This window comes from Roseateles sp. P5_E4 (genome assembly GCF_054049255.1).
The window spans coordinates 262,594-288,894 of record NZ_JBFUMS010000007.1; the positions used below are offsets into that span (position 1 = coordinate 262,594).

General features: G+C 68.9%; 27 protein-coding genes. 15 read left to right on the forward strand and 12 right to left on the reverse strand.

Features of this window, described 5'->3' with window-relative positions; translation table 11 throughout:
• Positions 1-17: 17 nt before the first annotated feature.
• Positions 18-899, forward strand: coding sequence for a LysR family transcriptional regulator (locus ACXJLH_RS15825; RefSeq protein ID WP_457353541.1), 882 nt, complete (start codon positions 18-20; stop codon positions 897-899).
• Here ACXJLH_RS15825 and ACXJLH_RS15830 read toward each other — a convergent pair.
• The gene (locus ACXJLH_RS15830; RefSeq protein ID WP_457445124.1) at positions 896-1,933 is read right to left on the reverse strand and encodes a hypothetical protein; all 1,038 of its coding nucleotides are present in this window, start codon (positions 1,931-1,933) and stop codon (positions 896-898) included. The two genes, ACXJLH_RS15825 and ACXJLH_RS15830, sit on opposite strands and share 4 nt — an antisense overlap.
• A 401-nt stretch (positions 1,934-2,334) precedes the next feature.
• Between ACXJLH_RS15830 and ACXJLH_RS15835 the strand changes: the two genes are divergently transcribed.
• The gene (locus ACXJLH_RS15835) at positions 2,335-3,705 is read left to right on the forward strand and encodes an ethanolamine ammonia-lyase subunit EutB (protein ID WP_457445126.1); all 1,371 of its coding nucleotides are present in this window, start codon (positions 2,335-2,337) and stop codon (positions 3,703-3,705) included.
• Positions 3,706-3,850: 145 nt separating this feature from the next.
• The gene (gene eutC / locus ACXJLH_RS15840) at positions 3,851-4,645 is read left to right on the forward strand and encodes an ethanolamine ammonia-lyase subunit EutC (RefSeq protein WP_457445128.1); all 795 of its coding nucleotides are present in this window, start codon (positions 3,851-3,853) and stop codon (positions 4,643-4,645) included.
• Here the strand turns inward: eutC and ACXJLH_RS15845 are convergent.
• The 4 genes from ACXJLH_RS15845 to ACXJLH_RS15860 all read right to left on the reverse strand — a co-directional run bounded on the left by ACXJLH_RS15845 (position 4,642) and on the right by ACXJLH_RS15860 (position 6,775).
• Positions 4,642-4,839, reverse strand: a complete 198-nt coding sequence (locus tag ACXJLH_RS15845) for a hypothetical protein (RefSeq protein WP_056191317.1) — start codon at positions 4,837-4,839, stop codon at positions 4,642-4,644. The two genes, eutC and ACXJLH_RS15845, sit on opposite strands and share 4 nt — an antisense overlap.
• Positions 4,840-4,909: 70 nt before the next feature.
• Complete coding sequence (locus ACXJLH_RS15850; protein ID WP_056191319.1) at positions 4,910-5,260, reverse strand: PRC-barrel domain-containing protein; 351 nt, start codon at positions 5,258-5,260, stop codon at positions 4,910-4,912.
• Positions 5,261-5,462: 202 nt separating this feature from the next.
• Positions 5,463-5,915: a RidA family protein gene (locus ACXJLH_RS15855; protein ID WP_457445129.1), complete on the reverse strand. Its 453-nt coding sequence runs from the start codon at positions 5,913-5,915 to the stop codon at positions 5,463-5,465.
• Positions 5,912-6,775: a TolB family protein gene (locus tag ACXJLH_RS15860; RefSeq protein WP_457445131.1), complete on the reverse strand. Its 864-nt coding sequence runs from the start codon at positions 6,773-6,775 to the stop codon at positions 5,912-5,914. Before ACXJLH_RS15860 ends, ACXJLH_RS15855 begins: the two co-directional genes overlap by 4 nt.
• A 646-nt stretch (positions 6,776-7,421) precedes the next feature.
• On the opposite strand from ACXJLH_RS15860, the gene ku reads away from it, so the two are divergent.
• A complete protein-coding gene (gene ku, locus ACXJLH_RS15865; RefSeq protein WP_457353553.1) occupies positions 7,422-8,351 on the forward strand; it encodes a non-homologous end joining protein Ku in 930 nt (309 codons plus the stop codon).
• A 100-nt stretch (positions 8,352-8,451) separates the two neighbouring features.
• Here the strand turns inward: ku and ACXJLH_RS15870 are convergent, their stop codons facing one another.
• Positions 8,452-9,384: a LysR family transcriptional regulator gene (locus tag ACXJLH_RS15870; protein WP_457353555.1), complete on the reverse strand. Its 933-nt coding sequence runs from the start codon at positions 9,382-9,384 to the stop codon at positions 8,452-8,454.
• A gap of 88 nt (positions 9,385-9,472) precedes the next feature.
• On the opposite strand from ACXJLH_RS15870, the gene ACXJLH_RS15875 reads away from it, so the two are divergent.
• The 4 genes from ACXJLH_RS15875 to ACXJLH_RS15890 all read left to right on the forward strand — a co-directional run bounded on the left by ACXJLH_RS15875 (position 9,473) and on the right by ACXJLH_RS15890 (position 13,425).
• Complete coding sequence (locus ACXJLH_RS15875; RefSeq protein WP_457445133.1) at positions 9,473-10,453, forward strand: MBL fold metallo-hydrolase; 981 nt, start codon at positions 9,473-9,475, stop codon at positions 10,451-10,453.
• A 3-nt stretch (positions 10,454-10,456) separates the two neighbouring features.
• Positions 10,457-11,833, forward strand: coding sequence for a M28 family peptidase (locus tag ACXJLH_RS15880; RefSeq protein ID WP_457388825.1), 1,377 nt, complete (start codon positions 10,457-10,459; stop codon positions 11,831-11,833).
• A gap of 174 nt (positions 11,834-12,007) precedes the next feature.
• On the forward strand, positions 12,008-12,766 hold the full coding sequence (locus ACXJLH_RS15885; RefSeq protein WP_457445135.1) for a cytochrome c oxidase assembly protein: 759 nt from the start codon (positions 12,008-12,010) through the stop codon (positions 12,764-12,766).
• A complete protein-coding gene (locus ACXJLH_RS15890) occupies positions 12,763-13,425 on the forward strand; it encodes a cytochrome b (protein WP_457445137.1) in 663 nt (220 codons plus the stop codon). The genes ACXJLH_RS15885 and ACXJLH_RS15890 overlap by 4 nt, the downstream gene beginning before the upstream one ends.
• On the opposite strand, the gene ACXJLH_RS15895 is transcribed toward ACXJLH_RS15890, so the two are convergent.
• A complete protein-coding gene (locus ACXJLH_RS15895; protein ID WP_457445139.1) occupies positions 13,349-13,999 on the reverse strand; it encodes a c-type cytochrome in 651 nt (216 codons plus the stop codon). The genes ACXJLH_RS15890 and ACXJLH_RS15895 overlap by 77 nt on opposite strands.
• Between ACXJLH_RS15895 and ACXJLH_RS15900 the strand changes: the two genes are divergently transcribed.
• From ACXJLH_RS15900 to ACXJLH_RS15910, 3 genes are all read left to right on the forward strand, one after another.
• Entirely contained in the window at positions 13,998-14,432 is a 435-nt protein-coding gene (locus ACXJLH_RS15900) for a c-type cytochrome (RefSeq protein ID WP_457353567.1), read from the forward strand. The genes ACXJLH_RS15895 and ACXJLH_RS15900 overlap by 2 nt on opposite strands.
• 254 nt (positions 14,433-14,686) lie before the next feature.
• A complete protein-coding gene (gene coxB, locus ACXJLH_RS15905) occupies positions 14,687-15,652 on the forward strand; it encodes a cytochrome c oxidase subunit II (protein WP_457445141.1) in 966 nt (321 codons plus the stop codon).
• Positions 15,649-18,252: a cbb3-type cytochrome c oxidase subunit I gene (locus ACXJLH_RS15910; protein WP_457445144.1), complete on the forward strand. Its 2,604-nt coding sequence runs from the start codon at positions 15,649-15,651 to the stop codon at positions 18,250-18,252. The genes coxB and ACXJLH_RS15910 overlap by 4 nt, the downstream gene beginning before the upstream one ends.
• A gap of 1 nt (position 18,253) precedes the next feature.
• On the opposite strand, the gene ACXJLH_RS15915 is transcribed toward ACXJLH_RS15910, so the two are convergent.
• Both ACXJLH_RS15915 and ACXJLH_RS15920 read right to left on the reverse strand, forming a co-directional pair.
• The gene (locus ACXJLH_RS15915) at positions 18,254-19,264 is read right to left on the reverse strand and encodes an NADP-dependent oxidoreductase (protein ID WP_457445146.1); all 1,011 of its coding nucleotides are present in this window, start codon (positions 19,262-19,264) and stop codon (positions 18,254-18,256) included.
• Positions 19,261-20,496: an MFS transporter gene (locus ACXJLH_RS15920; RefSeq protein ID WP_457445148.1), complete on the reverse strand. Its 1,236-nt coding sequence runs from the start codon at positions 20,494-20,496 to the stop codon at positions 19,261-19,263. Before ACXJLH_RS15920 ends, ACXJLH_RS15915 begins: the two co-directional genes overlap by 4 nt.
• Positions 20,497-20,572: 76 nt before the next feature.
• Between ACXJLH_RS15920 and ACXJLH_RS15925 the strand changes: the two genes are divergently transcribed.
• Positions 20,573-21,541, forward strand: coding sequence for an AraC family transcriptional regulator (locus ACXJLH_RS15925; RefSeq protein ID WP_457445150.1), 969 nt, complete (start codon positions 20,573-20,575; stop codon positions 21,539-21,541).
• 21 nt (positions 21,542-21,562) lie between these two features.
• Here ACXJLH_RS15925 and sodC read toward each other — a convergent pair whose 3' ends face one another.
• A complete protein-coding gene (gene sodC / locus ACXJLH_RS15930; RefSeq protein WP_457445152.1) occupies positions 21,563-22,099 on the reverse strand; it encodes a superoxide dismutase [Cu-Zn] SodC in 537 nt (178 codons plus the stop codon).
• A gap of 156 nt (positions 22,100-22,255) precedes the next feature.
• Here sodC and ACXJLH_RS15935 point away from each other — a divergent pair, with 156 nt between their 5' ends.
• A complete protein-coding gene (locus ACXJLH_RS15935; RefSeq protein ID WP_457445153.1) occupies positions 22,256-22,573 on the forward strand; it encodes a helix-turn-helix domain-containing protein in 318 nt (105 codons plus the stop codon).
• A gap of 35 nt (positions 22,574-22,608) precedes the next feature.
• Here ACXJLH_RS15935 and ACXJLH_RS15940 read toward each other — a convergent pair whose 3' ends face one another.
• Positions 22,609-23,379 carry a PEP-CTERM sorting domain-containing protein gene (locus tag ACXJLH_RS15940; RefSeq protein ID WP_457445155.1) on the reverse strand — a complete coding sequence of 257 codons (771 nt, stop codon included), beginning with the start codon at positions 23,377-23,379 and terminating at the stop codon, positions 22,609-22,611.
• Positions 23,380-23,571: 192 nt separating this feature from the next.
• Between ACXJLH_RS15940 and ACXJLH_RS15945 the strand changes: the two genes are divergently transcribed.
• Both ACXJLH_RS15945 and ACXJLH_RS15950 read left to right on the forward strand, forming a co-directional pair.
• Complete coding sequence (locus tag ACXJLH_RS15945) at positions 23,572-24,816, forward strand: cation:proton antiporter (RefSeq protein ID WP_457445156.1); 1,245 nt, start codon at positions 23,572-23,574, stop codon at positions 24,814-24,816.
• An 87-nt stretch (positions 24,817-24,903) separates the two neighbouring features.
• Positions 24,904-25,368, forward strand: coding sequence for a hypothetical protein (locus ACXJLH_RS15950; RefSeq protein WP_457353586.1), 465 nt, complete (start codon positions 24,904-24,906; stop codon positions 25,366-25,368).
• 211 nt (positions 25,369-25,579) lie between these two features.
• Here the strand turns inward: ACXJLH_RS15950 and ACXJLH_RS15955 are convergent, their stop codons facing one another.
• Positions 25,580-26,281 carry a restriction endonuclease gene (locus tag ACXJLH_RS15955; protein ID WP_457445158.1) on the reverse strand — a complete coding sequence of 234 codons (702 nt, stop codon included), beginning with the start codon at positions 26,279-26,281 and terminating at the stop codon, positions 25,580-25,582.
• Between the last annotated feature and the right edge of the window lie 20 nt (positions 26,282-26,301).

Sequence of the window (26,301 nt, forward strand, 5' to 3'; positions counted from 1 at the left end):
TGAGCAGAATGGCGGCCATGGAGATCTACCAGCTCAAGACCTTTGTCGCCGTGGCTACCGAGGGCAACCTCACGCGCGCCGCGGAGCGCGTGTTCACCAGCCCGCCGGCGGTCAGCGCCCAGCTCAAGGCGCTGGAAGACGAGTTCGGCGTGAAGCTGTTCGAGCGCAGCGCCCGCGGCATGGCGCTGACGGCCGCCGGCGAGCGCCTGCTGGAAGAGGCGCGCCGCACGCTGGCCGCGGCCCAGGGCATGCAGGCGGCGGCCGCGCAGATCCGCGGCGAGGCGCGCGGCCAGGTGCGCATGGGCACGGTCAGCGACGCGGTGGCGCTGCGCCTGGGCGAGGTGTTCGTGCACCTGGCCGAACACCACCCGGGGGTGCAGCTGCAGCTGCAGCAGCTGGTGTCACTGCGCGCCATCGCCGCCGTGCGCCGCGGCGAGCTGGACTGCGCCTGCGTGCTGCACGAGCACGCCGAGATCGAGGGCCTGGAAGTGCGGCGCCTGCAGGCCGCCGAGATCGTGCCCGTGGTGCCGCAACGCTTGCTGATACACGGCGGCCTGCCGCCCGACCTGGCCGGCCTGGCCGCTCTGCCCTGGGTGACGACACCGCCCGACTGCGGCCTGCGCAGCCACCAGGAAAGGCTGTTCAGCCAAGCCGGCGCCGTGCTGGAGGTGGGCTTGCAGGCCGACACCGAGGTGGCCGTGCGCAGCATGGTGGCGGCCGGCATGGGCGCCGGCATGGTGCGGCGCGACCAGGCCACGCTGATGGAAGACGCCGGCCAGGCCCGCATCTGGCCGGGCTGGTCGGCGCCGACCTGGTTCTGCTGGATCAGCAGCCCGGCGGCGCTTGCCGTGCCGGCCGTGGGCGCGGTGCGGGACGCGGTGGCGCTGACCTGGGTTTAAGGCGTCTTGGCCGCGGGCGCACGCAACTGGGCGACGGCGGCCTCGAACTGCTGGGCGGCCTGCTTCAGCGCATCCAGCTCGGTGCTGGCTCGCGCCAGTGCCTTTTGGGCGGCGTCACGGGCAGCGGCCTCGCCGCCGGCCGGCGCCGCGGCGATGGCGCCCAGGCGGGTCTGGGCCTCGGTCAGCGCGCGGGCGAGCTGGTCGCGCAGCGCGTCCAGGCGGCTCGACAGGCCCTGCGCCTCGTCCAGCTTCTGGCGCCTTGCCGCGTCGACGTCACCCGGCGCGTTGCGCAAGCCCTCAAGCGTCTCGCGATCGCTCTTGATGTGGGCCTCCAGCGCGTCGCGCTCGGTGGCCAGGGCCGCCTGCTGGCGCTGCGGGGCCGCGGGGTCGGCGGGCGTGCCCTCGTTGCGCGCACGCAGGCCGTCACCGGCGCTCTTGCTGCCGAAGTAGAAGCCCACCACCGTCGTCAGCAGGGTGATGATGGCGGTGAGCAGCTGCTTTTGCGCGTCCATCGCGCTGGCCGAGGGGCGCGACTCCAGCGTGTAGAGATTGAGCTTGGCATTGGCGCCGGCATCGGTGCCCGAGGCGGCGCGGCCGGGCGAGGCGACAACGACCAGCAACGAACCCACCTGCTTGTAGCGCGCGATCTCGTCCGCCAGCCGCGCGACCGGCACCTCGATTTGCTGCTCGAAGGGCTTGTCGCCGGGGCGGGGCATGCGGGCCTCGTCTTGCGCTTCGCTGAAGAACTTGAGGCCGAACACCGCGAACAGCACCATCACGCCCACGGCCAGCAGCGTGCGCACCGAGCCCGAGGGCAGGCCGAAAGCCTCGTTGGCGTCGTTGAGGTTGAGGCCGCCGAAGACGATGGCCGTCAGCGTCAGCGCGGTGGCCATCAGCACCAGCAGGCCGACAAACCAGAGGGCGGAATCGCCTCTCGGGTTCGGCGCCAGCAAGGTGAGCGCCAGGACCGCGCAGATCGCCAGCAGCCCGATGACGCCCCATTTGACTCGCCGGGAAACTTTCTCGTCATCCATGGCAATCTCACGCGCTGATATGCAGGATCGCGACGCTAACCGCCATGGCCGGGCCGGGCATCCTCAGCTTTGCGGAGCTGGCCGCGTCACACCTTGGTCATGCAAGCGAAGCGGTCGCAGCGCAAACTAAGGGCCTGTTGGCACTGCGAGGATCGGATGCGTTGTGATTCAAAAGCCCGCGAGCAAGGCATGAGGCGCAGACGGGTTTGCTACCCGGCGAGGCCGAGAAACGCCGCGGGCGGGCTTTTGAGTCACAACCCTTCGGGAGAGGGTCTGCGCGGGCGCATGCCGTTGTTGCACGCCTTGCCCGGGCGAGAAGCCCGGGCTTCGGCGTGGCGTCTAGCCCTGCACCCGCGCAAACCCTCTCGCACCGATCCCCGCAGTGCCAACAGGCCCTAGCCATGGCCTACACGCACACCCTCGGCGGCGAGCGCTACAGCTTCGCGGACCTGCGCACCCTGCTCGCCAAAGCCAGCCCGCGGCGCTCGGGGGACGAGCTGGCCGGCGTGGCCGCGGCGACGGCGCGCGAGCGGGTCGCCGCGCAGCTGGCGCTGGCGGATCTGCCGCTGACGGCTTTCCTGAACGAAGCCGTCGTGCCCTACGAGAGCGACGAGGTCACGCGGCTGATCGTCGACACGCATGACGCGGCCGCCTTCGCGCCGATCGCGCATTTGACGGTGGGCGGCTTGCGCGACGCGCTGCTGGGCGAAGCCGTCGACCCGGCGCAGATCGCCGCGGGCCTGACGCCAGAGATGGCCGCCGCCGTCAGCAAGCTCTGCCGCGTGCAGGACTTGATGCTGATCGCGCGGCGCTGCGAGGTCGTCACGCAGTTCCGCAGCACCGTTGGCCTGCGCGGCCGGCTGGCCACGCGGCTGCAGCCCAACCACCCGACCGACGACGAGGCCGGTATCGCGGCCAGCCTGCTCGATGGCCTGCTGATGGGCGCGGGCGATGCCGTCATCGGCATCAACCCGGCAACGGACAACCTGCCGCAGGTGATGCGCCTGCTGCAGATGCTGGACGCCGTCATCAGCCACCACGAGATTCCGACGCAGAGCTGCGTGCTGACGCATGTGACGACGACGATCGAGGCCATCGCGCGCGGCGCGCCGGTGGACCTGGTGTTCCAGTCCATCGCCGGCACCGAGGGCGCCAACCGCGGCTTTGGCATCACGCTGGCGTTGCTCGAAGAAGCACGGCAGGCGGCGCTGGCGCTCAAGCGCGGCGGCCGCCACGTCATGTATTTCGAGACCGGCCAGGGCAGTGCGCTGTCCAGCGGCGCCCATCATGGCTGCGACCAGCAGACGCTGGAGTGCCGCGCCTATGCCGTCGCGCGGCGCTTCGAGCCGCTGCTGGTCAACAGCGTCGTCGGCTTCATCGGGCCGGAGTATTTGTTCGACGGCAAGCAGATCCTGCGCGCCGGCCTGGAGGACCATTGCTGTGGCAAGCTGCTCGGCCTGCCCATGGGTGTGGACGTCTGCTTCACCAACCATGCCGAGGCTGATGTCGACGATGTGGACAGCCTGCTCACGCTGCTGTGCGCCGCCGGCTGCAACTACATCATGGGCGTGCCGGGTTCGGACGACATCATGCTGGGCTACCAGAGCACGAGTTTTCACGACGCGCTGGCGATGCGGCGCCTGCTGGGCCTGAGGCCGGCGCCGGAGTTCGAGGCCTGGCTGCAGCGCATGGGCATCTTCGAGGCCGGTGACGTGCCGCGGCTGGCGGCTGGGCTGCCAGCGCGTTTTGCGGCCTTGCTGGAGCAGGCGTGAGCGCCGCGCCGGGCCGCCCCAAGCAAGCTCGCTCCCGCTTGGCGGGAGTGAGCCCGGACATGGGATGCCCAGTGGGCATCCCATGCCTGGCGAACGCCTGGCCGCGCTGTCGGCCAGGCAAGGCCGCAGGCCGAAGGGTGCACCAGTGAGCATCATCGAGCAACCCTGGGCCCGCCTGCGCCGCTACACGGCCGCGCGCATCGGCCTGGGCCGCGCCGGCATCAGCGTGCCGACCACGGCCCACCTCGCCTTTCAGCAGGCGCATGCCGAGGCGCGCGATGCGGTGCATGCGCCGCTGGACGCCGAGGCGCTGCTGGCCGGGCTGCATGCCTTGGGCGAGGCGCCGTTGCGCGTACAGAGCCGGGCGGCGGACCGGGCGAGCTATCTGCAACGACCCGACCTCGGCCGGCGGCTCAATGAGGCCGACGCCCAAGCGCTGCAAGAGTTGAACGCACCGGCAAGCGACCTCGCCTTCGTGTTGGCGGACGGCTTGTCGGCCTTGGCCCTGCAGCGCCAGGCCCTGCCGCTATTCACGGCGCTGCGCGAGCGGCTGCTGCACGAAGGCGGCTGGACCTGGGCGCCACCGGTCGTCGCGGCGCAGGCTCGCGTGGCTCTTGGAGATGAGGTCGGCGCGCTGCTGCATGCGCGCTGTGTCGTGGTGCTGATCGGCGAGCGGCCGGGGCTGTCGGCGCCGGACAGCCTGGGCGTTTATTTCAGCTGGGCACCGCACCTCGGGCTGGCGGATGCCGAGCGCAACTGCATCTCCAACGTGCGCCCCGAAGGATTGCCACCGCCAGCGGCGGCGGCCAAGCTGCACGCGCTGCTAAGCCTCGCGCGATCACGGCAAGTGAGCGGCATTGGGCTCAAGGATGAAGCGGACGAACGCGGCCTGCCGCACGCGGCGACGGCGGCGCCGCTGATGCGCCTGTTGGGCGGTTAGCGGCCCGGCCGGGGCGTCATCGTGTCGATGCCCGCGCCGGGGTCTTCCTCACCGGCCACGGAGTCATCGAAGGCGCCGTTCTTCACGTCGCGCGCGGGCCGCTGCTTGGCGGTGGGCCGCTCGACATCGCCGGCCTGTGGTGCGGCCGGTGCGGGCTCGGGCGGGATCGGCGGGGTGCGGGTCGGGTCAGGCATGGGGCCTCCGGGGTTCAATAAAAAGGGGCGGCAGCGCCGCCCCTTCGATCAGCAAGCGGCGAGGGCTTGCTTACATCCACCAGGTCGAGCCGTAGTAGTCATAGACCTTGCGGCCGTACTCGTCGTTGTAGGTGGGCGTTTCGTCGCTCGGGTAGCGCGGTGCGCGCTCCAGCTGGGCCTTGTCGACGTTGACGACATAGCCATCCTTGCTGGTGTCGTACTTCAGCTGATCCCATGGCAGCGGGTAGCGGTCGGTGCCCATGCCAAGGAAGCCGCCGAACTCCAGCGCCGCGTAGCGCACCTGGCCGGACTTCTTGTCGATGACGAGGTCGTCGATGGAGCCGAGCTTGTCGCCGCTGGGGCTGTAGACCTTGGTACCTTCGACCTTGGAGGAAGAAATGGTGGGAGTGACGCTGGCCATGATGGAACTCCTGGAAAGTTGAACACGGGTCACGGGGCAGGCTTTAACCCGCTCCGCCAGGTGCTGTGCACCATGCGTTGAATATGCTTGTTATGGCGGGGCCTGGCAGTCGGGCTAGGCGCCCAGCCCTTGTAGGAACCGGCCGACCGGCGGTCCGTTCTCGTCCACGCAGATCTGCCCCTGGCGGGACACATGCCAGGCGTCAGTCGGCCGCGATGGCCTCGATCTCCAGCAGCCAGTCGCTGTCGTAGATGCCGGCGATCAGCACCGTCAACGCCGGGCTGCGCGCGCCCAGCACCTCGCGGCGGATGGCGGAGTTCTCCAGGGCGTGCGTACGGTCACCGAGATAGGTCGTGACCTTGACGAGGTGGTCCAGCGTCATGCCGGCCGCGCGCAGCTGGGCGTCGATGTGGGCCCAGACGAGGCGGCATTGCGCGGCGAAATCCTTGGGCACGGCGCCCGCCTTGTCGACCGGGATCTGGCCGCTGATGAAGAGCAGGCGCGACGGCGCCCGAAGCTCCAGGGCCTGGGCATAGCCACCCGACGGGGCGGGCGCTTCGGCGGCATTGATGGCGCGGGTCTTGGCCATGGCGGCTCCTGCGGTGGATGTCGTTGTCGCCAGGCCCAGGGCCAGGGTGCGGCGGGTGAGATTCATGGCTTGCTCCCGGGGCAGGCCGGCGGCCAGGTGGGGTCGGCGCCGGTTTGGAGGTCGATGACGAAGAGCTCGCCCGAACGCTCGCCGTCGGCCTGGGCAAACAGCAGCCGGTCGGCCTTGGGCGACAGCAGCGGGCCGACCTGGAAGACGTCGTCGCGCGCTGGCACCCGGCCCAGGGGCCGCCAGCCGTCGCCGCTGCGGGCGAAGCGGTAGAGATGGGAGCGGCCCTCGCGGTCGGACACGACGACGGCCTGGCTGGCGTCGCGCGACATCTCCACCTCGTAGTCGTTGTGCGCCGTGTTCAGCGGTGCGCCCAGGTTGGCGACACGCCAGCCGCCGTCGGCTCGGGGCGTGGCCACGTAGACGTCATTGCCGCCCAGGCCGCCGGGGCGGTCGGAGCCGAAGAAGAGGCGGCCGTCGGGCAGGCGGCGCGGCAGCAGCTCGGATTGCGCTGAGTTGATGGGTTCGGGCAGCCGGCGTGGTGCGTCCCAGCCGCCGCGGCCGTCGCTGTCGGCGACCCAGATGTCCAGGTCATCGCCCTGCTTGCCGGGGAAGGGCCGGTTGGACACGAACCAGAGCTGTCGGCCATCGGCCGTGATGAAAGGGTCGGCCTCGCTGGCCGGCAGCGGCGCCGCAATGGCCAGGGGCACGGCCTCGCTCCAGCCCCGCGGGCCGCAGCTCGACTGCATGAGGCGGTAGGCCGAGAACTGCGGGTTGGCGCGCATGAAGATCATCGTGCGGCCGTCGGGGGCGAAGCTCGGCGAGGACTCGTACTGATCGGTCGAGACGCGCTCGGGCGTCCATCGCGAGGGGGCGCTTGCCGCGGTGGCGGCGATGGCGAGGGCCAGCAGGGCCTTCATGGCGGTCTTTCGATGTCAGGTCGGTCGCAGTCTTGCGCCCGCAAGCCCGGCCTGACCTTTCGCATCGCGGATTCCGGGGACGAGGGCCTGCTAACACTACGGCAATGGGTCGCGTTGAGGCCAGAAGGGCCGCGAGCAAGGCGCAAAGCGGAGCCGGGTTGGCCACCCGGCGAGCACTTGCAACGCCGCGCGCGGCCTTTCTGGCCTCAACCCTTCGGGAAGGCCCGTCGCCAGGGGCCACTCGGCGTTGCACCGCTTGCCCGCACATCAGTGCGGGCGGCGTGCTGCGCCTTGATTGGCCCCTGGCAGCGAGCCTTCGCGACCCATTGCCGTAGCGTTAACAGGCCCTGGTCGGCGCAGACCTACAACCGAACGGTCCGGCCGCCGACGGCGCGGCCGCAGCGGGTCGCCCATAGTGTCGGGGTCACATTGGCCCGATTCCGAAATGCCGCCCCGCCAGAGATTCCAGCAATTGACCGCGGCCGTTCTGGTCGCCGTGGCTGGCCTGACCGCCTGTCGCAAGGAGGTGCCGCCACCGCCAAGACCCGATGAGGTGCCCAGGCCCAAGGCGGCGGCCTCTTCGGCCTATGCCTTGCCCACCGCGTACGCGCGGTTTGGCCACTGAGGCAAGCACCGAGGCAAAGACATGGCAGGCCCCAGCGCCAATCCCCGCGCCATCTGGAAGGGCGCCATCTCCTTTGGCCTCGTGCACGTGCCCGTGTCCCTGCACAGCGCCACGCAGGAGCAGGAGATCGATTTCGACTGGCTGGACAAGCGCAGCATGGACCCGGTGGGCTACAAGCGCATCAACAAGCGCACCGGCAAGGAGATCGACAAGGAACACATCGTCAAGGGCGTCAAGCTCGAGGGCGACGAGTACGTGGTGCTGTCCGACGACGAGATCAAGGCCGCCTACCCCAAGCGCACGCAGACCATCCAGATCGAGAACTTCGTCAAGGCGGCGGACGTGTCCTTCGTCTACATCGAGAAGCCTTACTACCTCGCACCGGATGGCCGGGCCGATCGCGTCTATGCGCTGCTGCGCGAAGCGCTGGAGAAAGCCGGTGTCATCGGCATCGCGCGCTTCGTGCTGCACAACAAGGAGCACCTCGCGGCGCTGATCCCGGCCGGCCCGGCGTTGATGCTGGGCGTGCTGCGCTGGGCCGAGGAGATCCGCTCGCCCGATGCGCTGGACTTGCCTAAGGTGGGAGCCGCTGGCGCTGCGGGCGTCAAGCCCGCCGAGCTGAAGATGGCCCAGCAGCTCATCAATCAGATGACTGCGGCCTGGAAGCCCGAGAAGTTCAAGGACGACTTCACGAGCGCCATCCATGAGCTGGTCAAGCGCAAGGCCAAGGCCGGCAAGACGGCGACCGTGCAGCCCTTCGAAGAGGCGCCGGACACGAGCAGCAGCAATGTCGTCGACCTGACCGAGCTGCTGAAGCAGAGCTTGGGCGGCAAGGCGCGCAAGGCCGAGAAGGCGGCGAAGGCACCGGCCGATAAGGCGCCGGCGAAGAAGGCGGCAGCCAAGCCCGCGGCCAAGCGTGGCGCGGCAAACCGCGGCAGGAAGGCCGCGTGAATTCAGGCGCACCGACGTCCTGCGGGAACACCTTTCGCCGGTGGTTCGACTGCGCCGCCGAAGACGTCGCCGAGTTCTGCTCTGGTCCGCTGACGGCAAGTCAAGAGCTGGCGGAGGCCTGATCGGTCAGCAGCTCCCATTCGCCGCGAAGGCTCTTGAGCGCGTAGTCGGCAAAGTGGCGTACGCGCGGGGCCAGATGCAATGCATGCGGGTACACGACATGCAGCGGTGCGCTGGGGATGCCGTATCGGCCCAGCACGCGCACCAGCGTTCCATCCCTCAGCTCCGAGCCCACATCCCATATTGACTTGAGAAAGATCCCGCCGCCGGCGAGCGCGAGTGCTTTGGCCGCGTTGCCGTCATTGCACAGGAAGGTCGCGTTCACCTCGGCCGAGACCGGTTTGCCTTCATGCTGGAAGAGCCAGTGCCGCGTGCTTCGCGTGCCGTAGAGGATGCAGTTGTGCGCTGAGAGCGCAGCAGGCGTGTCGGGAGAGCCGAAGCGCAGCAAATAGTCCGGCGCGGCGCACAGGACGAGCTCGCTGTCGGCGATGTGGCGTGCCGTCATCGTCGAGTCGTTGAGCACCCCGAAGCGCAGCGCCAGGTCAATGCCTTGTTCCACGAGATCCACGACGTCGTCGCTCAAGACGATCTCGATCCGCAACGCCGGATGCATGGCCTGGAACTGCGCCGCCAGGGGGGCGAGATAGCGCGTGCCCAGCATGCGCGGTGCCGTCACCCGCAGGTGCCCGTTGATGTCGGTGCGGCTGTGCTGCATCACCACCTCGGCCTGCTGCACCTCCGCAAGGATGCGCACGCAATGCAGGTGGAAGCGTTCGCCTTCCTGCGTCATGGACTGCCGCCGCGTGGTCCGGTTGAGCAGGCGAACGCCCATGCGCGCCTCGAGGGCGGCCAGGCGTTTGCTGACCACTGCCAGCGACAGGCCCAGCGCGTTCGCGGCCCCCGTGAGGCTGCCGGCACTGGCGACCTTGTCGAAGATCGTCAGCTCGGCCAGGTTGTCGATCATTGTTTCCATATCGTTGATTGTGAAATAGCTATATCGATCTTTATAAACAAGATGGCGATAAATATAGTGCCTTTCATCGCTTAACAGGAGCCTCACGATGAAACGCACCTTCCTTGCGGCCTTCCTGGCCGCCGCTGTCGCCACCAGCTTGGTCGCCCCGGTCTCGTCCGCGGCCGAGGCGCCTGCGACCAAGGTGAGCCGCTATCAAGCCGGCTACTACCACTTCAAGCTCGGCGACTTCGAGGTCGCGGCGCTCTCCGACGGCACGCTGCCGATCCCGACGCTGAAGCTGCTGACCAACGCCAAGCCCGGCGAGGTCGCGTCGCGCCTGGCGGACACGTATCAGACGACCGAGGTCGATGCCTCGGTCAACGCCTACCTGATCCGGGCGGGTGACCGCCTGATCCTGATGGACGCCGGCACCGGCGAGCTTTACGGCCCGACGTTGAACAAGCTCGAGGCCAGTCTCAAGGCGGTGGGCGTCACGCCGGCGCAGATCACCGACATCCTGATCACGCACATCCACACCGACCACACCGGTGGCTTGATGGATGGCCAGCGCATCGTGTTTCCCAACGCCACGGTCCACATCGAGCAGAAGGAAGTCGCGCACTGGCTGAGCCCCGACAACCGCGCGCGGGCGCCGGAGGCGGCGAAGAAGTACTTCGACGAGGCTTCGGCCAAGGTGCAGCCCTATGTCGATGCCGGCAAGGTGAAGACGTTCTCCGGCGCGACCGAGCTGTTCGCCGGCATCCGTTCCATCCCCGCTCCGGGCCACACACCGGGCCACACGTTCTACGCGCTCGAGAGCAAGGGCGAGAAGCTGGTGTTCTGGGGCGACCTGGTCCACGTGGCGGAAGTTCAGATGCCCAACCCGGGCGTGACCATCGTCTTCGACGTCGATCCCAAGGCCGCCGCAGCAACGCGCAAGAAGGCGTTCGCCGACGCGGTCAAGGGCCGGTATTGGGTCGCGGCCGACCACATCTCGTTCCCCGGCGTCGGCCATCTGCGCCCCGATGGCCCAGGCTACCGGTGGATCCCCATGACCTACGTGAACGACCACTACGAGGCGAAGTGAACCATGGCCCAGCGGTTGCTGAATCACTCCGCGGCACTGCTGCTGGCCGCGTGTCTGGCATGCCCTTTCACGGGCGCTGAAACGTTGCCGGCCTCCGCAGCCGACGAAGCGACCGCCGGGCTCCTGAGGGAACGCGCGCTGGCGGACAGCGGGGCGTTCAAGATTGTCGAATCGCTGACCACGGAGGTTGGCGCGCGCCCCGCCGGGTCGGAGGCCGACGCCCGCGCGGTGGCGTGGGCCGTGGCGAAGTTCCATGCGCTGGGCTACGACAAGGTCTACACGGAGCCCGTCAAGTTCACGGCTTGGCGCCGGCTGTCCGAGAGCGCAGATGTCACTGCGCCGATCACGCAGCGCCTTGCCGTGACCGCGCTGGGCAACAGCGTGGGAACCAACGGCCCGCTCGATGCCGAGATCGTGCGATTCCAAGACTTCGAAGCGTTGCAGTCGGCGCCGGCCGAATCGGTGCGCGGCAGGATCGTCCTGCTCACCCGGCGCATGGAACGCGACCGCGATGGGTCGGGATACGCGCGGGTCCTGCAGATGCGCAGCAGTGCCGCCTCGTTGGCCGCCACCAAGGGCGCCGTGGCGCTTCTGATCAGATCCTTGGGAACCGACGACAACCGGCTGCCGCACACCGGCAGCGTGAACTACGCTCCCGGGAACGCGATCCCGGCCGCCGCCATCTCGGGCCCGGATGCGGATCTCCTTGAACGGCTTGGGCAGCGGTATCCCTCGGTACGGCTGCGCCTGAACATCGCGACGCAAACGCAGGCCGACAGCATCTCGTACAACGTGATCGGCGAGATCACTGGGCGAGGCGCCAAGCGGGAGATCGTGATGATGTCTGCGCATCTCGACTCCTGGGATCTCGGCACGGGCGCAGTCGACGATGGGTTCGGCGTAGCTCTGACGATGGCAGCCGGGGCGTTGATCAAGCAGCTGCCCCAAGCACCCCGCCGCACGATCCGCGTGGTCTTGTTCGCCAACGAGGAGAACGGCTTCGATGGTGCACGCGCCTATGCGGCGCGCGATGCGGGCGATCTGTCGCGGCACTATCTGGCGATCGAAAGCGATTGGGGCGCAGGGCCAATCTACGCGTTGCGTCATCCGCCGCTGGACGCTGAGCTCACGGCACGGCTGTCACGCGCGCTGGCTCCGCTGGGCATCACGCTCGACGGTGCCGCTGGCGCACCGGGACCGGATCTGGGCTTCCTGGCCAAGCGTGGCGTGCCGTGGATCCAGCTCGCACAGGATGCCACGGACCTCTTCGATCATCATCACAGCGCCAATGACACCTTGGACAAGATCGACCCCGCGTCCTTGAACCAGAACGTCGCCGCCTACACGACGTTTGCCTGGCTGGCAGCGAACGCGCCGTAGATATGCGCAAGCTCGCCATCTCGGCGATTGAAACGGCGCTCAAGGGCTGAACGGGCTACGGCAAAAGTTGCCGCAAAGCCTTGCGCTCCCGGACCGGCCCCCTCTCGTGGGGCGGCCACGAACGCGGGCAAGTCGTGTGCCCGTGCAGCGTTGAACTAGACGCGGAAGACGACCATGGACGGCCGGTGGATTCCCTATTGCGGCGAGGCGCCCGGCCCGGACGCCTGGCTGAGCCGATGGAACCTCGACCCGGTGCTCGGCACGGGCCTCGTGCTGCTGGCGCTGGCACTGTGGCGGCTGTCAGCGGCGCAGGCTGCAACGCCGAGACAGCTGCGCTGCCTGCGCTGCGCCTGGGCGTTGGCGGCCCTGCTCTACGTGTCGCCGCTGTGTGCGCTGAGCTCGGCGTTCTTCGCCGTTCGGGTGGTCCATCACATGGCTCTGGTGCTGGCGATGGCGCCGTTGCTGGCCATCGGGCTGGAACGCTGGCTGCGCCGCCTGCCGACAACGCTGTGGACCAGCACCGCCATCGCCACCGTCACGTTCTGGACCTGGCATGCGCCCGCGCCTTACGCGGCGGCCCTGTCGTCGGTGGCCCTGTACGCGTTGATGCAGTTCACGCTGCTGGCCAGCGCGGTCGCCTTCTGGGTCGCGGTGCGGCGCTCCGGCGCGGTCGCTGCAACGGGCGCCATCCTCGCCACGACGGTGTTGATGGGGCTGCTGGGCGCGCTGATCACGTTCGCCGCGCGGCCGCTGTATGCGCCGCACTTCGCATCGGCGCTGAGCTGGGGCGTCTCGCCGCTGCAGGACCAGCAGCTCGCCGGCATCGTGATGTGGGCGCCAGGCAGCATGGCCTACCTGGCCGCCGCGATGTGGATAGGCTGGCGCTGGATGCGCGCTGAACGTGCGCGCGGCCTGCGTGCCGAGGCGGCATGAATCTCGTTGCCGCCATTGAATGGGCCGAGGGCCACCACCGCCGGGGCCTGTACTCGCCGATCGGCGTGGCCTTTCACTGGGCGATGGCGGCGCTGATGATCTTCCAGCTCGGCTACGGCTGGTACCTCGGCTGGCAGCCGGCGGGCGGCGACAAGTACATCGGCTACCAGACGCACACGGAGGTCGGGCTGGCCATCATGGTGCTGGGCACGCTGCGCTTCCTGTGGCGCAGCCAGATCGGCACGCCCGACAACGTCGACGAGTCATCGTTCTCGGGCAGGGCCAGCCATGTGCTGGAGGTCTGGTTCTACTTCAGCTTCTTCGCGCTGCCGATCAGCGGCTGGGTCATGTGGTCGACGCTGCCCAGCGACCTGCCGCTGTCGATCGCCGGTGTGATTCCCTTCCCCAACCTGCCCTTCGACCAGTTGTCCGAGGGCCTGCAGCACCGCCTGATGGAGTGGGCCGCGACGGCGCACACCTGGGTCGTCTGGATCACGGCGCTGGCCATTCCCGGCCACGCCGGGGCGGCCGTGCTGCATTACGTGATCAAGCGCGACCGCGTGCTGCCCTCGATGTTCGACCTCAACGGGCCGCAGGCGCCGGGCGTGGTGGGATCCGCGCCAGATAAAGGCTCAGCTGATGAACCTCCTCGGGCTTGAGCCGCTGGGCCGCAGTCAGCATCTGATGATTGCCGTCATTGCGGCGCTTCGACACTTGCCAGTCCTGCAGCTGCTGGGCGAGGTAGAAGGCCGGCTGGGCGTTCAGCGGCGGCCCCTTCGCGCTGCCGATCCCTTCAGCGCCGTGGCATTGCTGGCAGGCCGCGGCGTACAGCGCCGGGGTCGTCGCGGCGATGGCTTCGGCGGTGGCGGGCGGCAAGGCCTGGGGCGGCAGGCCGGCGTAGTAGTTGGCCACCCGCACGCGTTCGTCGCTGTCGAGAAAGCGCGCCACGTCGCGCATGACCTCGTGCGCGCGCAGCCCCGCCGCGTAGTCCTCCATCTGCTTTTGCAGGTAGCCCGCCGGCAGGCCGGCCAGGCGAGGTGCGTCGAAACCATTGCCCTCGCCGCGCGCGCCGTGGCAGCTCACGCAGGCGTAGCGCGCGCCGCCTTCGCCGCCACTCATCGCGATCAGCTCGCCGCCGCGGCCGAAGCGGTCGTCGCTCGGGCTCATGCGATCGGTGCAGGCGGCGGCCAGCAGCGTGAGGATGATGAGAGTGAGAAGAGACAGGTGGCGCATGGCGGGTGAATCATCATCCCTGGCAAAGGAAGCGCCGAGCAAGTCCCAGCGATGCGCTGCGCGCGAGGGACTTGTTCGGCGCTTCCTATTCGTGCTCGCCTGTGCCTTCCTCGCCGCCTGCGATGGCCCGCCCGACCGCACGCCGACCCTGGGCGACGCGGACGCCGCACGGGGCCGGCAGCTCGTGGCCGACAAGGGCTGCGTGGCCTGCCACACCTTCCCCGACGTGAAATGGCCGCGTGGAGGGCTCGGGCCGTCGCTCGAGAACTTCGGCAGGCAAGGCCTGATCGCAGGGCAGCTGCCGAACCAGCCCGGCTTGTTGATGCAGTTCGTTCGCAACGCACCGTCGATGGTGCCCGGCACGGCCATGCCGGCCATTCCCATGTCCGACCAGGAAGCTCGCGATGTCACCGCCTACCTCCTCACGCTATAGGGCCTGTCATCCTATGAATCCCCCCCGCGTGGCACCCCACAGAGCCTGCAATCTAGGCGCAAACCGCAGCCGGGGTGGGGCCCCGGCRAGGATTTGCAACGACGAGTGCAGGCTCTGTGTGGCGCCACCCGAAGGGCCGGGGCTGCAAGGGGCGCCCCGCGTCGTTGCGAACCTAGGTCGGGGAAGAGCCCCGACCGTCGGCTCGCGCCTAGCGCTGCACCCCTTGCAGCCCCGGCGCGGGGGAGATTCATAGGATGACAGGCCCTAACCTCGCTGAGGCCTTGAGCGGCTGGCCGCCGCCGGTGCTCGATCCGCACGGGCCGTTCTCCAACTCGGTCACGACGCTGGCCTGGGTGCTGATCGCGCTCGTCACATTGATCTTTCTGGGCGTCTGCGCGGCGATGTGGGTGGCGCTGTATGGCAGCGATGAGCTGCGCGCCAGGCTCGGCGGCGAGCGCGTCGTCAAGTGGTTCGGTCTGATCATCCCGGCCGGCGTGCTGTTGCTGCTGCTGGCCTGGGGCCTCACGCTGGTCGCGGGCATGTCCACCATCAAGGGCGACGAGCTGCGCATGCGTGTGTCCGGCAACATCTACTGGTGGCGCGTGTCCTACCTCGATGCGGCGGGCCGCGAGATGCTGGCCGATGCCAACGAGCTGCACATCCCGGTGGGCCGCCCGGTCGTCGTCGACATGGTCTCGGAGGATGTCATCCACAGCTTCTGGGTGCCCAAGCTGGGCGGCAAGATGGACATGATCCCGGGCCGCACCAACCGGCTGAAGCTGCAGGCCGACAAGGCGGGCGTCTATGGCGGGCAATGCGCCGAGTTCTGCGGCGGCGCGCATGCGCTGATGGGCTTCGTCGTCGTCGCGCATGAGGCGGCGGACTGGCAGCGGTGGCTGGATTCACGCCTGAAGCCGGCCCCTGAGAGCAACGTCAGCGTCGAGGCGCTGCGCGGCAAGCAGCTCTTCAACGAGGTCGGCTGCGCGGCCTGCCACCGTGTCGCCGGCACCTCGGCGCAAGGCGTGTCGGGCCCTGACCTGACCTTCGTCGGCTCGCGCCAGTCGCTGGGCGCCGGCATCCTGCCGAACACGCGCGGCACGCTGATCGGCTGGATCGGCGACAGCCAGTCCATCAAGCCGAACAACCGCATGCCCGCCTACCGCTCGCTGAAGGCCAGCGAGTTGAACGCACTCGCCAGCTACATGGAGTCGTTGAAATGACGTTGCCCGCCAGCCCCGGCGTGGAAGGCGCCGTCCGCGATGCCGCAGCCGAGCCGTCCGAGACCGGTTTCGATACGCGGCTCTACGCGCGTTTCCCGACCCAGGGCGGCCGGCCCGCGGGCGAGCTCGAGGCGCTGGAGAAGACCTGGGAAACGCCGACCGGCTGGCGCGCGTTCAGCGCCGTCAACAACAACTTCATCGGCTTCCTGTTCATCGCCACGGCCTTCGGCTTCTTCATTGCGGCCGGCATCCTGTCGCTGGTGATGCGCGTGCAGCTGGCCGCGCCGCTGGCCGGCGTGGTGCCGCAGGAGACCTACAACCAGCTGTTCACGATGCACGGCTCGGTGATGATGTTCCTGTTCGCCGTGCCGGCCGTCGAGGCCATTGCCGTGTTGCTGCTGCCGCAGATGCTGGCCGCGCGCGACCTGCCCTTCCCGCGGCTGTCGGCCTATTCGTACTGGGCCTATGCCATTGGCGGCGTGGTCTTCTTCGGCTCGGTCTTTTTCAGTCTGGCGCCGTCGGGCGGCTGGTTCATGTACCCGCCGCTGAGCTCGGGGGTCTATGCCAAGGGCATCAACGCCGACTTCTGGCTGCTGGGCATCGGCTTCATCGAGATCAGCGCGATCGCCGGCGCCATCGAACTGATCGTCGGCGTGCTGCGCACGCGCGCCCCGGGCATGACGCTGGCCAAGATGCCGGTGTACGCCTGGGCCATCCTGATCTTCGGCGTCATGATCATCCTGGCCTTTCCGGCCATGATCATGGTGACCTTCCTGCTGGAGCTGGAGCGCGCCTTCAACTGGCCGCTGTTCGACGCCACGCGCGGCGGCGACCCGCTGCTCTACCAGCACCTGTTCTGGTTCTTCGGCCACCCCGACGTCTACATCATCTTCATCCCGGCCTCGGCGATGGTGTCGACCATGGTCGTCACCGTCGCGCAGAAGAAGCTGGTCGGGCACGAGCTCGTCGTGCTGGCGATGATCGCCACCGGCTTCATCAGCTTCGGCGTGTGGGCCCACCACATGTTCACGGTCGGCATGCCGGAGCTGGCGGCGGGCTACTTCTCGGCCGCGTCGATGGCAGTGGCCGTTCCCGCGGGCGCCCAGGTGTTCGCATGGATCTGCACGCTCGCGTCTGGCCGTGTGCAGCGCAACGTGCCGTCGCTGTTCCTGGTCGGCGGCATCCTCATCTTCGTGATGGGGGGCTTGAGCGGCGTCATGGTGGGCATGGTCGCCTTCGACGGCCAGGCGCACGACACCTACTTCGTTGTCGCGCATTTCCACTACGTGCTGATCGGCGGCATGCTGTTCCCGCTGTTCGCCGGCTTCTATTACTGGACGCCGATGATCAACGGCCAGCAGCTGTCGGAGCGGCTCGGGCGCTGGGTGTTCTGGCTCAGCTTTGTCGGCGTGCACGTCTGCTTCCTGCCCATGCACCTGACCGGGCTGATGGGCATGCCGCGGCGCGTCAACACCTACCTGCCCGACCGGGCCTGGGACCTGCCGAACCTCATCTCCACCGTGGGCGCCTTCATCATGGCCGCAGGTGCGCTGCTGTTCGTCATCGACGCGGTGCGCTGCTACGCCCGTGGCGGCAGCAGCGGCAATGCCCGCAATGCGTTCCATGGGGGCACACTGGAATGGCTGTCGGCGGGCAACTACGGCGTGCGCTCCATCCCGGTGGTCAACGACCTGGAGCCGTTGTGGGCCGACCCCCAACTGGCCAACGACGCGCAAGCCGGGCGCTACTTCCTGCCCAACACGGCCACCGGCCAGCGCGAAACGCTCGTCACCAGCCCCGCGCGCGCCGAGCCGCAGTACGTGCAGATCATGCCGGGGCCGTCCTGGTGGCCGCTGCTGTCGGCGCTGTTCACGGCCGGCTTCTTCCTGCTGCTGACGGTGAAGGCCATGACCCTGAGCGCCGCCTGCGGCGTGCTGACCGTGATCTGCCTGATGCGCTGGGTGTGGAGCAACGACCGGCACCTGCCGCCGCACCAGGGCCAGGTCGACGCCGGCGCCGGCATCCTGCTGCCGACCTATGTGGCCGGCCCGCAGGCGCACGGCTGGTGGGCCGCGGTGCTGCTCGACATCGTGCTCGGGATGATCTTCCTGATGGCGATGTTCGGCTACCTCTACCTGTACGCCGCGCATCCCGACTGGTGGCTGCTCCAGGCGCCGCGCGGCGCGCTGGTTCCCGGCCTGTTGCTGCTGGGTGCATCGGCGGGCCTTGCCTATGCTGCCCGGCCGCTGATGGCGAAGCTCAAGCGGGGCAGTGGCGCCAGCGCCGTGTTGATGAGCTTCAGCGCGGCGTGCCTGGCCGCCGCGCTGGCCGTGGACGTGCTCGACTGGTGGCACGCCGGGCTGCGCGGCGATGCCAGCGGCCAGGGCGCGACGGTCTACGCGATGCTGGCCTGGCATGGCAGCGTCGTGGCGGCCGTGGTGCTGGCGGCGTTCTTCTACGCACTGCGCTGGATGCGCGGCCTGGCGCCGCGCCCGGCCAACAAGACGCTGGAGGCATTGCGCCTGCTGTTCATCTACGCCGCGCTGGAGGGTGCCGCCGGCCTGCTGCTGCCGCGCCTGCTGCCGTGGGGAGGTGCGTGAATCAAGCGACCTTCACCACCGTCTTGCCGAAGTTGCCGCCCTGCAGCAGCCGCGCCAGCGCGGCCGGTGCCTGCTCCAGCCCGTCGACGATGTCCTCGCGCAGCGTGATGCGCCCTGAATCCAGCCAGGCGCTCATCTCGCGGCGGAAGGTGTCGAAGCGTTCGCCATAGTGGTCCAGGATGATGAAACCCTGCATGCGGATGCGCTTGGCCAGCAGCGTGGCGACGAGGCCAGGCAGGCGGTCGGGACCGGTGGGCGGCGCGGCGTCGTTGTAGTGCGAGATGAAGCCGCAGACCGGCACGCGGGCGTGCAGGTTGAGCAGCGGCAGCACGGCGCTGAACACCGCGCCGCCGACATTCTCGAAATAGACGTCGATGCCCTGTGGGCAGGCCTCGGCCAAGCGCGCGGCGAGATCGGGGGCGTGGCGATCCAGGCAGGCATCGAAGCCCAGCACCTCGACGGCGTGGCGGCATTTGTCGGCGCCGCCGGCAATGCCCACCACGCGGGCGCTCTTCAACTTGGCCAACTGGCCGACGACAGCGCCGACCGCACCCGTGGCCGCGGCGACGACGACGGTCTCGCCCGGCTTGGGCTGGCCGATGTCCAGCAGCCCGACATAGGCCGTGAAGCCCGGCATGCCCAGGCCACCCAGTGCGTGCGACGGTTGCGTCACGTCGCCCAGAGCCAGCAGGTCGCTGCCATCGCTCACGGCGTATTCCTGCCAGCCCGCATTGGCCAGCACCAGCTCGCCTTCCTTGAAGCCCGGGTGCCGTGACGCCACGACGCGGCTGACCGTGCCACCCACCATGACGCCGCCCAGCGGCACCGGCGGCGCGTAGCCCGGGCCGACCGGCGCCATCAGGTTGCGCATGTAGGGGTCGACGGACAGGTAGAGCGTGCGCAGCAGCACCTGGCCGTCGGCGGGTTCGGGCACGGGCTGGGTGTCGAGGCGGAAGTGCTCCGGCCCCGGCAGGCCTTGCGGGTAGGCGGCGAGAGTGAGGCGGCGGTTCATTGCGCACCTCGGGCGACGGCGCGCGGACCATGGCGCAGCGTCAGCAGCGTGCCCAGCGTCAACGCAACGACAGCAAAGGCTGGACCGCCCAGCGCGCCGATACGGTCCACCAGCAGGCCGCCACCGATGGCGCCGCTCGCGATGGCGATCTGGAAGGCCGCCACCAGCAGGCCGCCGGCGCCCTCGGCCTGGTCGGGCGCGGCGCGCACGATCCAGGTCTGGAAGCCCACCGGGAAGGCGCCGAAGGCAAAGCCCCACAGCGTGACGGCCACGGCCGTGACGACGGGCGAGCTGCCGGCCACCAGCAGGCTCGCCGCCAGCACCGCGATGAGCACGCCGCCGGCGACGATCGCATGGCGCTCGCTGCGCCCGGCCAGCCAGCCACCGGCAAAGTTGCCGAAGAAGCCGCCGATGCCATAGCCCAGCAGCACGCCCGAGATGGCGCCGACCGACAGGTGCGTGACCTGCTCCATCAGCGGCCGGATGTAGGTGAAGCCGGCAAAGTGGCCCGAGATGACGAGCAGCACCGCCAGCAGCGCCACGCGCACCGGCGGGCGGCGCAGCAGCTCGGCCAGCACACGCAGATCCGGCTTGTCGCGCGGCGGCAGGGCCGGCAGCGTGGCCGCCTGCACGGCCAGCGTGACGAGGCTGACCACGCCGGCCGCGATGAAGGCGCTGCGCCAGCCCCACACGTCGCCCATCCACGCGCCGATGGGCGCGGCACAGACGGTGGCGACCGACACGCCGGTCAGGATGACCGACATGGCACGGGCGAACAGGTTCTCGGGCACCAGGCGCATGGCCAGCGCCGCCGACATCGACCAGAAACCACCCAGCGCAACACCCAGCATCACCCGCGCGACCAGCAGCGCCGCCAGGCTGCCGGCAGTGGCGGCCAGCAGATTGGACAGCACCAGCAGCGCGCTCAGGGCCAGCATGACGACGCGGCGGTCCAGCCTGCGCGTCAGCAGCGGCAACGCGGGTGCAGCCACCGCGCCGACCAGCGCCGTGGCCGTGACGGCCTGGCCGGCTGCGCCGTCGCTGATGCCGAGATCGCTGGCCATGGCCGTCAGCAGGCTGGCCGGCAGGAACTCGGCCATGACGAGGCCGAAGACGCCCATCGTCAGCGAGGCGACGGCCGGCCAGCGGGCGGTGGTGTGGGCCGGGGCGGGCGCGGCGATGGCGTGGCCACCGGGGTCGGTGGGGCAGGCAGTGCAGGAAGAGGAAGTCACGGCGGCAAGACCCTTTGTCAGCGAGGTCTGAATGCTAGGAATAGGCTGCCGGCGATTGAATGCCAGGAAAGCCGAGATGCTTGACTTTTCGTCCAGACCCGAGGGCCGCGACACCCTGACCGAGATCCTGCTGGGCCTGCGCCTGGACGGCGTCGAGTACGGCCGCTGCATCCTGCGCGCGCCCTGGGCCGTGGCCTTCCCGGCGCAGCGCTCGGCGCGCTTTCACTTCGTCGGCCACGGCGGCTGCTGGCTGCGCACCGCGGCCACCGACTGGGTGCGGCTGAACGCCGGCGACGCGGTGCTGCTGCCGCATGGCAGCTTTCATGTGCTGGCCAGCGCGCCCGACGTGCCGGCGGTGGACATCGACTCGCTGTCGCGCGTCGCCGTGTCGGAGAACATCTACCTGGTCGGCGCCGCGCCCGGCTCCGCCGCCGCGGTGGTGGACGACGCCACCGACGTGATGTTCTGCGGCGCGCTGCGCTTCAACCTCGACCCGCTGCACCCCCTCATCGCGATGATGCCGCCCGTCATGCTGGCCGGCGACCTGGCGCAGAAAGACGCGACGGTGCCCGTGCTGCTGGACGCGATGGAGCGCGAGGTGGCGCTGGACCGCATCGGCGCCTGTGGCATCCTGGCCCGGCTGGCCGACGCGCTCGCCGCCAGCATCATCCGCGCCTGGGTGGAATGCGGCTGCAGCGACGCCACCGGCTGGATTGCCGCGGTGCGCTGCCCCAAGGTCGGCAAGGTCGTTGCCGCCATCCACGCCGAGCCCGAACGCGACTGGAGCCTGCCCGAACTGGCCGACGTCATGGGCGCCTCACGCTCCAGCTTCGCCGACGCCTTCACGCGCACCATGGGCGAGAGCCCGGCCCGCTACGTCGCCAAGATCAAGATGTTCCAGGCCCGCCGCTGGATCGCCCAGGACGGCATGCGCGTCGCGACAGCGGCGGACCGGCTGGGTTACGAGTCGGAGGCGTCGTTCAGCCGGGCGTTCAAGCGGGTGATCGGGCATGCACCCAGTGCGGCGCGGGGGCCGTCGCCCTGAAGCACCGGCCCGGCGCCGCCCTCATTGCTCCCGCGCGCCCGACGGCGTCACGCCGCAGGCCATGCGGCCCCCGCCACCGCCCAGCGGCATCGGGTGGTCGGCGTGGTTGTCGCCGCCGATGTGGATCATCAGCGAGCGCGCCCGCAGGTCGTCGAGCTTGAGGCGAGGTGCCAGCACGGCATGGCTGGCGCGCTCGTCGGCTTCCACCACCAGCGCGGGCAGGTCGCCCAGGTGGCCGTCGCCCCAGGGCGTGCCGTGGCGCCCGCTGCCCAGCGGGTCCAGGTGGGCACCTGCCGCCAGGCCCGCCACCGGCTGGCCGTCGCGCAGGCCCGCTGCGCAACTCGGGTTCTCGTGCACATGAAAGCCATGGCTGCCCGGCGGCAGGCCGTTCAGCGCCGGCGTGAAGACCAGGCCGTAGGCCGATTCGGTCACCACCACTTCGCCGATCGCCTGCGCCGCGCCCCGGCTGTCGATCAGGTGCATGGGCACGGTGATGGCAGCGGCCTGGACCGCGGCGATGGGAAGGGCCAGCAGCGTGGCGATGGAGAAGAAGCGCATGGTGGGTCTCCCTGACAGCGGGCCGGACACCTCGTTCAGCCCTGCCCTGACAGACGGGCTGCCGGGCACAAAGCGGACAAGGGATGTGCGGGCAGGCGAGACCTGGCCGATGCGCCTACAGGCGGGGGCGCGAGGTGCCCGTCATCGGGGCGCAAGTTGCGTTGCCCCAAGATCGGCACGGTCGTCGCTGCCATCCACGCCGAGCCCGAGCGCGATGGGAGCCTGCCCGAGCTGGCCGACGTCATGGGCGCCCCGCGCTCCAGCTTTGCCGACGCCTTCACGCGCACCGTGGGCGAGAGCCCGGCCCGCTACGTCGCCAAGATCAAGATGTTTCAGGCTCGCCGCTGGATCGCCCAGGACGGCATGCGCGTGGCCACGGCCGCCGACCGGCTGGGCTATGAATCGGAGGCGTCATTCAGCCGGGCGTTCAAGCGGGTGATCGGGCATGCGCCCAGTGCGGCGCGGGCAGGCTGAAAGCGGCCTGAGGTCAACGCCAGCCGCGTGCGATTTCAGCCCGTGCGACGACGCGCGATGCAGGCGATGCCCGCCAGCCCGGCCAACCACAACAGGGCCGTCTCGGGCTCAGGCACCGCCAATGCCTGTTGGGCGAATTCGAAGCTGACGGTGCCGAAGCGAGCCCCATGTGCGGCGTCGGGCGAGTACTCGTAGGCCCTGAGGTTGGCGGCGTAGATCAAGGTGCCCGGCAGCACGGCGCCATAGTCAACGGCGTCGGTGATCCGCGTGAACCCGGCGTTGTTGACCGCCGCGGTGGCGCTGTTCAGATTGGCGTAGACGATGGCGTCGAAGCTGGTCTGCGTGACCACCACGTTGCCCATCGCCACCGAGTAGCCGCTGAGGCCCATCCCAGCCGCGTTGGTGATGCTGAAGTAGGCCAGCGTCGCATCGACGTAGTTGCCGGTCTTGACCGTCTGCGCGAACGGGTCGAAGCGCGAGGCCTGGCCCACGACGCCGAAGTCCATCGCCAGCGTGAAGCCGATGTTGCCGGGGCTGCTGTCGGGCGTGAAGACGATTGCCGCAGCGTCCGGCGCCAGCTTCGTGTTGCCGGCAAACGGCCCGTTGTTCCAGACCGGGTGCGAGGGCAGCTGCCGCTGGGTGAAATCGAAGTTGGAGCCTGCGATGGTGCAGTTGCCGAGCGCCAGGATCTGGTCGAACGTCGCGGTCGGGCAGACCGTGGCAGACGCGGGGGCCGACAGCACCAGCGCCAAGGCTGGCGCCAGCAGCGTGGGAAGGCGATTGCGCTGGCTTGTCGCAGAACTCATGGGGCTCTCCTGATCGTGGGTTGGAGCCGCCGATGTTGCGCGCCCGTCCGACGGCGCTCCACCCACGGATGACCCACAGTCGAGCCGGGCAAGGGTCGTCGCGCCCCTGTTGGCGGGCCGAATTAGCGCTGCGGGGTGGCCACCTAAAATTCGCCGCCCCAGCGTGCCGTTCAGGCGCCGTTCAACGATCCGATGACGACCACCACCCTGCTCCTGCAACTCATCGTCATCCTCGGCGTGGCCCGCGGCTGCGGCTGGTTGCTGYGTCATCTGGGCCAGCCGCAGGTGGTGGGCGAGATGGCGGCCGGCCTCGTCCTCGGCCCAGCGGTCATGGGCTTCTACGCTCCGGAGCTGCATGCCCAGCTGTTCGCCAAGCCCCTGCTGGGTGGCCTGAATGCGCTGGCCACGCTGGGCCTGGTGCTGTTCATGTTCGTCGTCGGCCTGGAGATCCGCGCGCCGGGCGGCCTGCGCTCGCAGCTGCGGTCAGCCGGTAGCGTCGGCCTGCTCAGCGTGCTGGCGCCGGCCGTCCTGGCCTTGGCCATCACGCCCGCCCTGCACCCGGGCCTGGCGCCGGCGGGCGTGGGCTTCTGGCCCTTTGCGCTGTTCATGACGGCCGCCGTGTCCATCACCGCCTTCCCCGTCATGGCCCGCATCCTCAAGGACCGCGGCATGACGCAGACCCGCTTCGGCCAGCTGGCCCTGGCGGGCGCTGCGGTCGTCGACGTGTTCGCCTGGGTGCTGCTGGCCTTTGTCGTCGCCCTTGCGGGAGTGGGTGAAGGCTATGCCGGCCTGGCCCGGATCGCCGCCGGCACGCTGGCCATCCTCGCCGTCCTCTATTTCGTCGTGCGACCGGTCTATGCCCGGCTGCTGGCCGCCCGGGCGCCCGATGGCGAGCCGTCGCTGGGCGTGCTGGCCGCGCTGATGCTGGGCCTGCTGGCCTGCGCCGCCGCGACCGAATGGCTGCACCTGCACGCGGTGTTCGGCGCCTTCCTGTTCGGCGCCACGCTGCCGCGCGACGACCGCCTGCTGCAGTCGCTGATGCAGCGCATCGAGCCGCTGTCCATCGTGCTGCTGATGCCGCTGTTCTTCGCGCTGGCCGGCCTGTCGACGACGCGCTCGGCCTTTGCCGGCGGCGCCCTGGGCGCCATGCTGCTGGTGGTGGGCGTGGCGACGGTCGGCAAGCTGGTGGGCGGCTGGCTGGGCGCCCGCGTGGCCGGCCTCAACGGCGCCGAGAGCATGGCCACCGGCGCGCTGATGAACGCCCGCGGCCTGATGGAGCTCATCGTCATGAAGGTCGGCCTGGACGTCGGCCTCATCGGCCCCGACATGTTCACCATCCTGCTCATCATGGCCCTGGCCACGACGGCGATGACCAGCCCGTTGATCACGTTGGCATTGCGCTACCGCAAGCGGGTCAAGGGCGCGAAGGCGGCCTGAGTCGAGCGGCGGCAAGGCGACTAACATGGCCGCCCATCTGAATCGTTAGGCGAGCGCTGGCTTCTCCGGTGCAGCCTCCCCGCCGGCATGCGCCATCACTCACTCCTGTCACCGGCTATCACGCTGGCGTCCCTGCTGCTCGGTTTGGCCGCCTGCGGGGGCGGAGGCGACAACACGGAGTCGGTCGGCTGCCCGGCGATCGTCCTGAGCGACGGGCCTGCACTCATCCTCGCTTCCGTGCAGAGCGCCGCCACGTCTGCATCCATTCCGGTGGTCATTCTGAGCGACATGACGGCCAACGGCCTGAGCTTTTCGGCGGAGCTGTATTCACCGACGCAGAGCTTGAACGTACGCACGGTCGGCAAGACGCTGGAATGCACGCTGCCTTGCGGCTTCTCGTCGGCAACGGGCGAACAGTCCTTCACCGTCTCGGCCCCCGGCTACGTGCCGCTCAAGGTGACCGCCCAAGGCTCGTACGCCTCCAGCCGCGGGATCTGCCCGCCGACGCTGACGGATGGCCATCGAATCACGGTGAAGCTGGAGCCCATCTAAGCGGCGAGCTGGGCGGCCTGTCCGCCAGATCTCCGCCACGTCGTTTGGCGTTCGTCGCGTGCCGGTCGCAGCTCCATAGGTGGGGTGAGCCACGCGAACCCCAACATCGACGATGTCGCGCTTCCGAGCAATACCGCTCTGCCGCCATCAGTGTTGGGGTTCACTGCGTTCACCCCAACCGGGCTTCGCCTAAAGACCGTGTGATGACCGGCTAGAGATTGGGCTTTGCAAACTCCGCAAGCCACGAAGCAAGTTTTGAATATTCGTTCAATACCAGGCGATGTTGTGCGCTTTCGGCAACCAAGACGGCATCTCGCGTGAAACTCGACGTAGTAACCACGATGCCTTTGGTGGCTTTGTGCTGCTCGACAACACCAAGCAGGCGCTGAACGATTCCTATACCTACTGTGTTGTGCGGAAGGTAACGCTTGCATTCAATGAGATGAAGGCTACTCCCTGAGAGCCCACTCTTTTGAATGGCGATGATGTCGATACCTCCATCTCGAGTCTCGGGGGTCAATTCGACAGAGAAACCGTTCTGTCGGAAGACCGCAGCAACAAGTTCTTCGAATTTGCGAGGAGGTAGCGAATGCAAGAGTTCTGGATGACGCCCGAAGTATGCTAATACTTCGTGCTCCACGTCACTGAACAAGAAAGGCGACGCAACTGCAATTTCGAATTTTGCGGACTCATACAATGAAATCGGCTTGTCGCTGAACGGTGTTTCACTGGATGGGCTCAGGTAGTCGGAGTGAAGAAGCGCATCTAGTTCCTCACTGGAAAGCGGTTCGTCCAAAAATAATTTTGTCATCGCCGCGTTCGCGAGCTCGATTTCCTCAAACGCCTGGTTGGCTGTTCGGACTCGTGGACGCGGCTTTTTCCAACGACGCTCCTGCTTTCGCACGTTTGGCATTTGGCAATCTAGCGCTCGAA